At 40.1% G+C, this 12,027-nt stretch carries 12 protein-coding genes; 8 read left to right on the top strand and 4 right to left on the bottom strand.

The window, feature by feature from the left end:
* Nucleotides 1-1,527 (top strand): SusD/RagB family nutrient-binding outer membrane lipoprotein, encoded by a 1,527-nt coding sequence (locus tag VJ786_RS11725; RefSeq protein WP_099365972.1) that lies wholly within the window; start codon nucleotides 1-3, stop codon nucleotides 1,525-1,527.
* A 132-nt stretch (nucleotides 1,528-1,659) separates the two neighbouring features.
* A complete protein-coding gene (locus tag VJ786_RS11720; RefSeq protein WP_099365973.1) occupies nucleotides 1,660-2,163 on the top strand; it encodes a DUF4488 domain-containing protein in 504 nt (167 codons plus the stop codon).
* Between the two features lie 22 nt (nucleotides 2,164-2,185).
* Here VJ786_RS11720 and uvrB read toward each other — a convergent pair whose 3' ends face one another.
* Entirely contained in the window at nucleotides 2,186-4,222 is a 2,037-nt protein-coding gene (uvrB, locus tag VJ786_RS11715) for an excinuclease ABC subunit UvrB (protein WP_099365974.1), read from the bottom strand.
* 118 nt (nucleotides 4,223-4,340) lie between these two features.
* Between uvrB and upp the strand changes: the two genes are divergently transcribed.
* The 4 genes from upp (at nucleotide 4,341) to VJ786_RS11695 (ending at nucleotide 6,864) form a co-directional block, all read left to right on the top strand.
* On the top strand, nucleotides 4,341-4,985 hold the full coding sequence (upp, locus tag VJ786_RS11710; RefSeq protein ID WP_099365975.1) for a uracil phosphoribosyltransferase: 645 nt from the start codon (nucleotides 4,341-4,343) through the stop codon (nucleotides 4,983-4,985).
* Between the two features lie 110 nt (nucleotides 4,986-5,095).
* Nucleotides 5,096-5,569, top strand: a complete 474-nt coding sequence (locus VJ786_RS11705) for a ribonuclease H-like YkuK family protein (protein WP_099365976.1) — start codon at nucleotides 5,096-5,098, stop codon at nucleotides 5,567-5,569.
* A gap of 115 nt (nucleotides 5,570-5,684) precedes the next feature.
* A complete protein-coding gene (gene pnuC, locus VJ786_RS11700; RefSeq protein ID WP_099365977.1) occupies nucleotides 5,685-6,287 on the top strand; it encodes a nicotinamide riboside transporter PnuC in 603 nt (200 codons plus the stop codon).
* Nucleotides 6,244-6,864, top strand: coding sequence for an AAA family ATPase (locus tag VJ786_RS11695; protein ID WP_306473101.1), 621 nt, complete (start codon nucleotides 6,244-6,246; stop codon nucleotides 6,862-6,864). The genes pnuC and VJ786_RS11695 overlap by 44 nt, the downstream gene beginning before the upstream one ends.
* On the opposite strand, the gene VJ786_RS11690 is transcribed toward VJ786_RS11695, so the two are convergent.
* Entirely contained in the window at nucleotides 6,836-7,300 is a 465-nt protein-coding gene (locus VJ786_RS11690) for a hypothetical protein (RefSeq protein WP_099365978.1), read from the bottom strand. The genes VJ786_RS11695 and VJ786_RS11690 overlap by 29 nt on opposite strands.
* Nucleotides 7,301-7,367: 67 nt before the next feature.
* The gene (gene ahcY / locus VJ786_RS11685; protein ID WP_099365979.1) at nucleotides 7,368-8,684 is read right to left on the bottom strand and encodes an adenosylhomocysteinase; all 1,317 of its coding nucleotides are present in this window, start codon (nucleotides 8,682-8,684) and stop codon (nucleotides 7,368-7,370) included.
* A 161-nt stretch (nucleotides 8,685-8,845) separates the two neighbouring features.
* Between ahcY and VJ786_RS11680 the strand changes: the two genes are divergently transcribed.
* Nucleotides 8,846-9,256, top strand: a complete 411-nt coding sequence (locus VJ786_RS11680; protein WP_099365980.1) for a BrxA/BrxB family bacilliredoxin — start codon at nucleotides 8,846-8,848, stop codon at nucleotides 9,254-9,256.
* Between the two features lie 122 nt (nucleotides 9,257-9,378).
* Entirely contained in the window at nucleotides 9,379-11,022 is a 1,644-nt protein-coding gene (locus VJ786_RS11675) for an amidohydrolase (protein WP_099365981.1), read from the top strand.
* Here the strand turns inward: VJ786_RS11675 and VJ786_RS11670 are convergent.
* Nucleotides 11,012-11,869 (bottom strand): hypothetical protein, encoded by an 858-nt coding sequence (locus VJ786_RS11670; RefSeq protein WP_099365982.1) that lies wholly within the window; start codon nucleotides 11,867-11,869, stop codon nucleotides 11,012-11,014. The two genes, VJ786_RS11675 and VJ786_RS11670, sit on opposite strands and share 11 nt — an antisense overlap.
* Nucleotides 11,870-12,027: the final 158 nt, after the last annotated feature.

The following is a 12,027-nucleotide window of genomic DNA, read 5'->3' as shown; positions in this document are numbered from 1 at the left end:
ATGAAAAAGCTATTCAAATATATATTAATTGGAGTCACTGGTTTTTCAGTACTATCCTGTTCCAAATTTGAGGAAGTGAATACTAATCCCGAAGCGACCGAGAAGGCAACATCGGCGATGATTGCTACTCGTATCATCTTGAATTTGGCAAACCAATCGACTCAAAAGAGTTTTATGATGCCCTATCTGCTTAACAAGAACGTCATTTGGACGGAATTTGTGGAAAGCTATCAATACAATGGATTTGGAACCAGTTCTGTTAGTATGACGGCGATCAATGATGCGGAGAACATGGTGAAATTTGCCGCTACGGAAAAACTTGCCAAATCCTACGAAGGATTGAAATATTTTGCAAGAGCAATAAAGTTTTATGAATCGACCATGGATTTGGGAGATATTCCTTATTCTGAAGCTTTAAAAGGAGAATCAGAAAAGAATTACTTCCCGAAATATGATACACAAAAAGAGGTGTTTTTGGGAATCTTAAATGAATTGGAATTAGCTGATAAGGCCTTTTCTGAAGGGGAGAAATTTTCTGGAGATCCAATCTATGCTGGAGATATCAACAAATGGCGGAAATTAGTGAACAGTTTCTCTCTTAATGTGTTGATGCAGTTAAGCAAAAAGGAATCCGATCCTGATTTGAATGTTAAAGGTAGGTTTCAGACCATCTTAACAAGCAAGCCTATATTTGCATCCAATGCAGATAACTATGAGATAAAGCGTTCCGATAAGAATGGTCAACAATATCCTTTCTATAAAGTTGGAAACAATTTTACGATCTATCCAACCATGTCTACAGAAATTGTTGATCGATTAAAAGATAAACAAGATCGTCGGTTGTTTTACTATGGTAATCCTGCAGCTAAAAAATTATCCGAAGGTAAGACCCAATCTGATTTTGCTGCCTATGTAGGAATTGATCATTCCCAGTCTTTTGACGTGATTACAACGATCAAAAACAGTGGCGATTATTCTAAATTGAATGATCGTTATATGGAAATACCGACTGGCGAACCAACCCAACAATTATCTTATGCCCAAGTATGTTTTATCATTGCTGAGGCTGCTGCGAGAGGATGGGTTTCTGATCCTGCGGTTGAATGGTACAAAAAAGGTGTGGAAGCATCTATGAAATTCATTTATGCCAATACCCCAAATACGACCCAATTCCACCATAACATGCCTTTGGACGATACTTATATCAGTACGTATGTGGCTGGTTTAGGAACTTCTTTTCCAACCAATCTTGAAGCAAGGATAGAGGAGATTTTGGTACAGAAATATTTGGCAAGTTTTCTTCAATCCGAATTTGCTACTTATTATGATTACCGGAGAACGGGGTATCCAAAATGGAAAATCAATCCTGCAACGAGTTTAAATTCGGAAGCTCCAACAAAAATACCAGTGCGCTGGAAATATCCTACGGTGGAGTTCGATTATAACACCGAGAATGTTGATGCAGCTGTTCAAAGACAGTTCAATGGGGTGGATGATATTAACCAACTCATGTGGATATTAAAATAATTTAAATTAAAAATTTAATATAAGCCGGCAATATGTTGATGTATTGCCGGTTTTTTTATTCATAATTATCAATTTCTTAACATAGAATCCATTAATATTCACGATATTTCAACAATCAAATAATTAACCAATATGAAAACAACCGTTTTAATCATTACCTGTCTTTTGACCTTCATGCAGTTTGGAACAGCACAAACTAAAGAGGCTAAAATAACGACTGCCATTTCGAATGAACTTACGCATGCTCGATCAGTGAAAGATTTAGCCGCAGTTTGGGAATTGAAAAAAATGGTAAGCCCAAATGGAGATACCATTAACACCAATTCGGTTGGATATTTGAAAATCTACCAGCAAGATCAATCCTTTCAAATCTTAAAACCTAGTAGAAAGGGGTTTTTCGTTGCCTTAACAGGTACTTATGAATTACCTTCAGAAGGGAGATTGGTTGAAAAAGTGATTAACAATTCAGGTATGCCTGGAACGGAAAACATAGAAAATAAAGAACCAATGAACTACAGTATTTCTGCCGACCGGAAATTCATGACTTTAAAATATAAGTTCAAAACACTTTCAGGAGAAATGATTACCTCAACTGAAATATGGCAGCGGGTTACTCATGATGTACCTACTGAATAGGTTCTTGTTTTCTGTATAGGTTCTATTTTTTCCCGGCGAACTTTTCTTCGTAAGATTTTTCTAGGGCAAACATTTCGTCCCTTAGTTTGGCAGCTTCTAGGAATTCCATTTCTTTGGCTGCCTTTTCCATACGCTTACGAACAGTCTCGATGGCTTTTTTCATTTCCTTTTCACTCATGTATTCGATGAGTGGATCGGCCGCCACTGCTGTACTTGCATCAGGTTCGATGTAAGCTTTCGGTTCGCCTTTGAAGTCCGCAACAGAAGTCTGTTCCAGAATCTCTTCCCTGGTTTTACCTACCGTACGTGGGGTTATTCCGTGCAGTTCATTGTATGCAACCTGCTTTTCCCTTCTTCGATTGGTTTCTTCTATGGTAATCTGCATGCTATCGGTCATCTTATCCGCATACATGATCACACGACCCTTATCATTACGGGCAGCACGTCCTATCGTCTGGATCAGAGATCGCTCTGAACGTAAAAACCCTTCCTTATCTGCATCCAATATCGCCACTAAGGTCACTTCTGGCAAGTCCAACCCTTCACGCAAGAGGTTCACCCCTACCAATACATCAAACTCCCCTAAACGCAGACCGCGAAGAATTTCTACACGTTCCAAGGTTTTTACTTCGGAGTGGATATAACGTACCTTAATATTCAATCGGGTCATATACTTGGTCAATTCCTCCGCCATACGCTTGGTTAAGGTGGTTGCCAACACTCGTCCACCTTCTTTGATGGTCTTATCTACCTCTTCCAAGAAATCATCCACCTGATTGATAGCAGGTTTTACTTCCACAACCGGATCCAATAATCCAGTAGGTCTAATCACCTGCTCTACCACCACGCCCTCCGTCTGTTGCAACTCATAGTCACCCGGTGTTGCTGAAACATAAATGGTCTGATTGGTCAAGGACTCGAATTCTGGGAAATTCAATGGCCGGTTATCCAATGCCGCAGGCAATCGGAAACCATGTTCCACCAAAGATATCTTCCGCGAGCGGTCTCCACCATACATCGCACGCAATTGTGGGATGGTTACATGGCTCTCATCGATCACCAAAAGATAATCTTCCGGGAAATAATCCAATAAACAGAACGGCCGCATACCTGGTGTTCTTCCATCGAAGAACCTAGAATAGTTCTCGATTCCGGAACAATAGCCAAGTTCACGCATCATTTCCAGGTCGTAGTTTACCCTTTCTTCCAAGCGTTTTGCTTCCAGCATCTTGCCTTCACCTTCCAATTGAGCTTTCCGGCTTACCAATTCTTCCTGAATGGAAAATATGGATTGAGTGAATTTTTCTTTAGGGGTAACAAACAGATTGGCTGGGAATAAAGCCAAGCTTTCATGTTTCTCCAGGGTTCTTCCAGATACCGGGTCGATCTCGCTCAACTCATCGATCTCATCCCCAAAGAATGAAATCCGATAAGCAGTATCCTGATATGCTGGATATACATCGATGGTATCCCCTTTCACTCGAAAGGTACCCCGTTTAAATTCTGCAGTAGTCCTGGCATACAAAATCTCCACCAGTTTATATAAAAAGGCATTCCTACTGATTGTCGTCCCTACGCCAAAGCGGAAGATGGAACGGGAAAAATCCTCTGGATTTCCCATACCATAAATACAGGAAACAGAAGAAACCACAATGACGTCCCGCCTACCTGACATCAAGGCCGAAGTGGTGGCCAGACGTAGTTTTTCGATCTCTTCATTGATGGCAAGATCCTTCTCAATATAGGTGTTGGAGGAAGCAATGAATGCTTCCGGCTGATAATAGTCGTAGTAGGAAACAAAATAGTTGACCGCATTTTCTGGAAAGAATTGCTTGAATTCGCCATATAGTTGGGCGGCCAAGGTTTTGTTATGGCTTAAAATCAACGTCGGCTTCTGTGTCTGTTGGATCACATTGGCCACTGTAAATGTCTTACCGGAACCGGTGACTCCCAAAAGAGTTTGATAGGTTTCTCCCGTATCCACTCCTGCTACTAATTGCTCGATGGCGGTAGGTTGGTCTCCAGTTGGTTTATACTCAGATGTTAATTTAAATTTCATAGCATGCCTTTCACTCTTTAAAGTTATCAAATATTATTCCCTATCAAAACTATATAGCTATTCATCGGTTAAATACCAATATTTATTAGTATTTTGGAGGATAAGAAGACTTTTTGTCATGGTAACGATTTTAACAAAACAGAACACGATTGCCAATCATTTTTTGGCAGAACTGAGAGATGTAAGGATTCAACAGGATAGGATGCGTTTTCGAAGAAATCTGGAACGCATTGGCGAAATCATGGCCTATGAGATCAGTAAGTCTTTCGAATACAAAGCTACCGAAGTGGAAACACCCTTGGGATCTGCCAATACACACCTGATGAGCAACCAACCGGTGATTACGACCATAATCCGAGCAGGCCTACCTTTTCATCAAGGCTTTTTAAATTACTTCGACCGTGCGGATAGCGCCTTTATCGCCGCCTTCCGGCATACCAAGAAAAGCGGGGAATTTGAGATTCATAAGAAATACCAAAACACCCCGAATTTGGATGATAAGATCGTTATTGTGGCTGACCCGATGTTGGCAACAGGCCGTAGTCTGGTGTTATGTTGTAAGGATCTATTAAGCGATTATAACATCAGGGAACTCCATATAGCCACTGTTATTGCCTCGGAAGAAGGGCTACAGCATGTGCAGGCTTTTTTACCTGAAGCACAGATCTGGGTTGGTGAAGTGGATAAGGAATTAACCTCCAAATCCTACATCGTTCCTGGATTGGGTGATGCAGGTGACCTGGCTTACGGAAACAAGGAATAGTAAAGCCTTGGTTGACCAGATTAACAAATAAACAATTAGCAATTACTTAATACACAATTAAAAGATAATGAATAAGATATCAGTAAATTTAATAAACAAATCTTCGCAATATGGAATGGCAAAAATACAATGGCGAGACATTAAAATTACCCATATGGTCCGCAGTTGAGGAAACAATCGTCCGGGAGAACCAAGCCGGAAATAAACTCAAGGTCTACATCGGAACCGATTCCCAGGTCAAACGTGGAACTGTTGAGTTTGCTACCGTCATCGTCTTTCTCCGGGAGCACCGTGGTGGCTTCATGTTCATCAGAAAAGACCGCAAGAACCACAACATGTCCATTAAGGAGCGAATGCTTTTAGAAGTTCAGCATTCGATCGAAACAGCCTATGAACTTTGTCCGCTTCTAGAGCAATACCACATCGATCTAGAGGTACATGCCGACATCAATACAAACCCCAATTTTCAATCCAACACCGCACTTAAGGAAGCCATGGGCTACATCCTGGGGATGGGTTTTATTTTTAAGGCAAAACCAGAGTCTTTTGCAAGCACCAACTGCGCGAACAAACTCGTTCAGTAGACTTGTTTAAGCCTTTTTACAGCTTGATGTAGCTGTTTACAGCTTGATGTAAATATGGCTTAGAGGCTTTTCTTAGGTAATAAATGCTATCTTTAATTATCGAAATAATTGAAGAATGCAGGATTTACTCTCTCAACTTTTCCAACAATTTCTAGCAACAAGTCTGTTGGAGTGGATCGCTACCCTCTCCGGTTTCCTCTGTGTATACCTTGCAGCCAAACAAAATATCTGGAACTGGCCAATCAGTATCATCTCTGTTCTGACCTATTTTTATATATTCTACCATAGTAAGCTTTATGGGGATTCTGTTTTGCAAATTTATTTTCTTGGAACGGCCATTTACGGTTGGTATTATTGGAACAAGAGAGCGCATTCGGATGAGAAACCGATAAGTTCCTTCAATAGCAAGCAAATGATGATGACCATGGTAGTCATTGCTGTTCTATCTTTTTTATTGGGTTTCGTCTTAGATCGTTGGACGAATTCTGATGTGCCTTATGCCGATGGTTTCTGTACGGCAACCAGTTTTGTTGCCCAATTTTTAATGACCAGGAAGGTGCTACAGAATTGGCTGATCTGGGTGTTTGTAGACATCTGCTATATTCCCTTATATTACCACAAAGATTTATTGTTGACGGCGGTGCTGTATTTCGCTTTCGCCATTATTGCCTGGAATGGATATCGGGATTGGCGGAAAACCTATCAGAATTTTCAGTAATATTGCCTTCATGCAAGAAAAAGAGATTGCCTACATGCAAGGAAACGAAAGTAAAACCCTAAAAATAGCTGTTGTTGGGCCTGAGTCCACCGGAAAATCCACTATGGCTAATTATTTGGCGGAAAAGCTGCATACTTTATGTGTTCCGGAATATGCACGCTTTTATTGCAAGAATCTAAATCGGGCCTATACGCTGCAAGATGAGGTCAATATGTTTTATGGCCAAGTGGCTTTAGAGGAAGCTTTTCTGAACCGGAGTCCAGAGATCTTGGTCTGTGATACGACCATTTTGACCGTAAAAATCTGGTGTGACCATCTGTTTGGGTCGACTCCTGCGGAAGTGACGGATGAGATCGCTGTACGGAATTATGATTTTTTCCTGTTGATGGATATCGATCTGCCTTGGGAGGATGATCCCTTACGGGATTTCCCAGAGCAAAGAGAGCATTTCCTTGACGTATGGAAAAAGGAATTAAAGGCCTTGAATGCGAACTATGAATTGATTTCTGGCCTTGGAGAGCAACGTTTGCAAAATGGTTTGGAAGCGGTTAAAAGAAATCTTTCTGGATATGAATAAACTTTTTTCTGGTCCAAAACAATAATAAATGCTCTCTTTTGAGGAGAGCCATATACTCACTTTTGTTTAATTCTCTTGTTTTGTTCCCCTTTGAAATTCTGATCCGACCAAGATCATTGGGGAAACAATTATGCCCAATAACTATCCTACTGGTACTTTTTGGAGGAAGTACAATCCTTAATTCTTCTTTATTTATTTCCAAAACCTCAAGTTTTATTCCTTTTTGATGAAACGATAGTTCAGAATAACCTTCAGCTAATTCAGTAACAGGTAAATAATCTAAAGTCCATTTACTACTATATTCTACCGAATCTTTTAAAATGATAATACGTATTGGTTCGTCAAAAAAATTAATGATATAAATAGGCCAGGAAAAACTACATGATTGTAATAATAATACAAACGGTACAATTAATAGTAATTTTCCCTTTTTCATGACGATAAATCTTTAAAAAAGGGTGTCAAATACTTGACACCCCTTCTTGAAATCATTTATTGAAAGATTAATACCTGTAAGCTTCTGGCTTGTAAGGGCCTTCCACGGTTACACCTATATATTCAGCCTGTTCTGCTGTTAATTCTTCCAGTTCAACACCGATATGCGCTAAGTGCAAACGTGCTACTTTCTCATCAAGGTGTTTTGGAAGTGTATAAACTTGTTTTTCGTATTTATCTGTATTGGTCCAAAGTTCTAATTGTGCCAATGTTTGGTTTGTGAAGGAATTAGACATCACAAAAGATGGGTGTCCTGTTGCACAACCTAGGTTTACCAAACGACCTTCAGCCAATAGGATAATATCTTTACCATCGATGGTATATTTATCAACCTGAGGTTTGATCTCGATCTTAGTATCGCCGTAATTGTCGTTCAACCAAGCCACATCGATTTCATTGTCGAAGTGTCCGATGTTACAAACTACTGTTTTATCTTTCATCGCTTTGAAGTGCTCAGGACGAACGATATCCTTATTACCTGTAGTGGTAACTACGATATTTGCTTCCACAATCGCATCCGCCATTTTCTTCACTTCAAATCCTTCCATTGCTGCTTGTAATGCACAGATTGGATCGATTTCAGTAACAATTACACGAACACCAGCTGAACGTAAAGATTCTGCAGAACCCTTACCTACATCACCATAGCCCGCAACAACCGCAACCTTACCTGCCAACATCAAATCGGTAGCACGACGGATCGCATCAACCAATGATTCACGACAGCCATATTTGTTGTCAAACTTGGATTTAGTAACCGAATCATTTACATTAATTGCCGGTAAATGCAAGGTTCCGTTTTTCATACGTTCGTATAAACGGTGAACTCCAGTAGTTGTTTCTTCAGATAAACCTTTGATACCATCAATCAATTCTGGGAATTGATCAAATACCATATTGGTCAAATCTCCACCATCATCCAGGATCATGTTCAATGGCTGGCGATCTTCGCCGAAGAATAACGTTTGTTCGATACACCAGTTGAATTCCTCTTCGTTCATCCCTTTCCAAGCATAAACCGGAATACCAGCAGCGGCAATAGCAGCAGCAGCATGATCTTGCGTAGAAAAGATGTTACATGATGACCAAGAAACATCAGCACCTAATTCCACAAGGGTTTCAATCAATACGGCAGTTTGAATGGTCATGTGCAAACATCCTGCAATACGGGCTCCTTTTAAAGGTTTAGACGCTCCAAATTCCGCACGCAAGGACATTAATCCAGGCATTTCCGCTTCTGCTAACTCTATTTCTTTACGGCCCCACTCTGCTAAAGAGATATCTTTTACTTTGTAAGGAACATAGGTAGTTTCTAATGATGACATATGTATTCTTTTTAGTTTTAGAGCCACAAAATTACTTGATAACCAAATCAATTCAAAATTTCATGTTGTTATTCGAGATAAATTGACATTATCTTGAGGATATAAACTTGGTTTGGGCGGCTTTTCAACTTATATTTGCATTAAACAAAAAAGGAAATAGTATGTATCCAGAATATTTAGTAGCACCAATGCGTCAAGAATTAGTTGATGCTGGTTTCGAAGAATTAAAATCAGTTGAGGAAGTTGATGCTGCCATCCCAACCAAGGGAACAGTATTCGTAGTGGTCAATTCGGTATGTGGTTGTGCGGCAGCAAATGCTCGCCCAGCGGCTAAAGCTGCCGTTAAAAACGAAAAACATCCTGACAAATTAGTTACTGTATTTGCAGGAATGGAAAAAGACGCTGTTGATAAAGCACGTCAATATATGTTGCCTTACCCTCCATCTTCACCTGCAATGGCATTGTTCAAAGATGGTCAATTGGTACACATGATAGAAAGACATATGATTGAAGGCCGTCCGGCTCAAATGATTGCAGACAACCTTGTTGCTGCATTCGATGAGTACTGCTAACAATCATTGTATTTTGATTTTTGAATTCGAAAAAGCTTCTTTTTTTAGGAAAAGAAGCTTTTTCTGTTCTATAGAAATTTCAGCAATTTCTTAGTACATTTGTTCATAAGGCTTCCTAAATAATGAACAAGAGCATTACCAAACTTTTCTTCTTTTTACTGTTAGGTTGTTTATTTGGTTGTACGACCAATAAGCAAATCGATCTTATTGTTTACAATGCTAAGGTATATACGGTCGATTCTGCCTTCACGACCATAGAGGCATTTGCCGTAAATAACGGTGTGTTCATTGAAACAGGATCTTCCCAGGATCTGTTGAATAAATACGAAGCCAAAGAAAAAATCGATGCTGAAGGTAAGTACATCTATCCAGGTTTTTATGATGCCCACGGGCATTTCTTCATGCTGGCCGAGGCCATGGATGAGGTCAATCTGGTCGGAGCTGCTTCCTATAATGAAATCCTTGATCGTTTGAGAACATTCATAGCTGCCAATCCGGATAAGAAATGGATTGTTGGTAATGGTTGGGACCAAAACCTATGGGAGGATAAGAATTTCCCTGTAAAGGACTCCTTGGACAAATATTTCCCAGATCTTCCAATCTACTTGACCCGCATAGATTACCATGCAGCATTGGCAAGTGGAAAAGCACTTGAAATAGCGAGCTTGGATTCTGCTTATTTTGTAGATGGCGGATTGATTTCGGTGAATGAGGAAGGATTACCCGATGGGATTTTGGTAGATAATGCCATGCAATTGGTGAGCAAGCATATCCCCAAAAATCAGAACAGTGCATTGCTGAAAATGCTGAGAAGAGCTCAAGATTCATTGGTTTCCGTCGGATTGACAAGTATTGTGGATGCTGGCCTTAATGAAAGCCAGATCGATGCCTTAAAAGTTTTTTATAATGAGGATTCTTTACAGATAAGGGATTATGCCATGGTGATGGCGACTCCTGAAAGTGTGAAAGAATTTCTGCGCACCGGCACTTTCGAATCCGACCGATTAACGGTTAGATCTTTCAAGCTGATGGCCGATGGCGCTTTGGGATCACGAGGAGCTTGTTTGATACATGCTTATCATGATGCTCCAACAAATGGTTTTCTCCTAAAAAGTCCAAAAGATTTTGATGATCTCATCCAACGATTGGCAAGGAGCAACTTCCAGGTCAATACTCATGCTATCGGGGATTCAGCCAATAGGATCATCTTGGATAGCTATGGCAAATACTTGAAGGATGGAAAAGAACGTCGCTGGCGGATAGAACATGCACAGGTCATCCAGCCTAATGATTTCCATAAATTCAAAGATTTTCAGATCATTCCATCTGTCCAACCAACACATGCTACTTCAGATATGTACTGGGCAGGAGAAAGATTGGGGGAAGAGCGCCTAAAAACTTCGTATGCCTACAAGCAATTGTTGGATCAATATGGTTTATTGGCGTTGGGCAGTGATTTTCCCGTGGAACATTATAATCCACTCTATGGTTTCCATGCCGCTGTTGCACGAGTGGATAAAAACGGTTTTCCAAATGGAGGCTTCCAAATGGAGAATGCCATCAGTAGAGAACAAGCCTTACGCGGAATGACCATTTGGGCTGCCTATTCCTGCTTTCAAGAACGAAAACGAGGAAGCATTGAAAAAGGTAAAGACGCCGATTTTGTAATTCTTGAAGAGGATATCATGACCGCAAAAAATGAAACCCTTCGCGATATCAAAACCTTGAGAACCGTAATTGCTGGAGAGACCGTCTTTAAGCGCTAAGATTTTTCCAATAACGCTCTACTAAATAAAGAGCAGCAAGAATGATCAGGATTCCCGGTATTCCGATGGTCAGCAACGAGAACAGGAAAAATTTAAGGTAATAAGCAGATAGGTAATCCCTATCTACATCTTGCCCTTGATAAATGTTTCCAAAACCACTTTTATAAAACTCGTGTGTCTGGCTCATTTTGGAAAACAGACCTTGCGCATTATTTCTGGGCATCCGTTCCAAATAACTGAATTGTCTTAAGTTCAGTCGTTTAAAATGGGAAAGCGAACTTTCAAGGAATTTATTTACAGACTCTTCATTGACTTCATCAGCAGCAAACATTTTACTGTAATCGAAAGCCATCCATCCACGCGCATAGGCCATGTAAGGTTCATCTTTTTGGAAAATCGGAACAAGGAATAAGGCTTCAATTTTCTTCTTGCCTAAATTGAACAATCCACTTAAAGGTACTTCCCTCGACACCGGTATCACCTGCATCCTATCGACATACCAATCATCAGCATCCAGAAACAATGCCTTATCATAAGGTTTGAGATCGTAAATAGTCTTTAAGGTCCTTACTTCTCCAAAATTGTATCTTAGGCTCTTTACCAATGGCTGAAATAATAGGGATACCAGAATAGGTAGCATGACACCTATGATGATCAAGCCCTTGCCAATCCGCTGTCTTGCCATGAATATAACAAATAAGGCAACAACAGCCGGAAAGATGATCATAGCCCAAACCGGCCAATTCCCGCTGGAACCAAATAGAAATAAGATATAAAGTATACTGGAAAGCGATAAACTCAGGATCAAGAGTATTACAATGGAAAGCACAGATTTTTTCAGGTTCATGATGAGCTGGTAAGTTTCCTAAAAATAAAAAAATCCTTAGAGATTTCTAGGGCACTGAAAAAGTCCTCTTTTAGATTGGGCTAAAAAAAGGAGTGGAAAACAACAGTTTTCTGCTCCTTTTTTCGTATCTTAAAGTAGGCTTTAACGGACATCAGGAT

This window comes from Sphingobacterium tenebrionis, assembly GCF_037126265.1.
GTDB lineage: Bacteria > Bacteroidota > Bacteroidia > Sphingobacteriales > Sphingobacteriaceae > Sphingobacterium > Sphingobacterium tenebrionis.
Note: the sequence above shows the minus strand (reverse complement) of the source record. Positions and strands in the feature narration are given on the sequence as shown.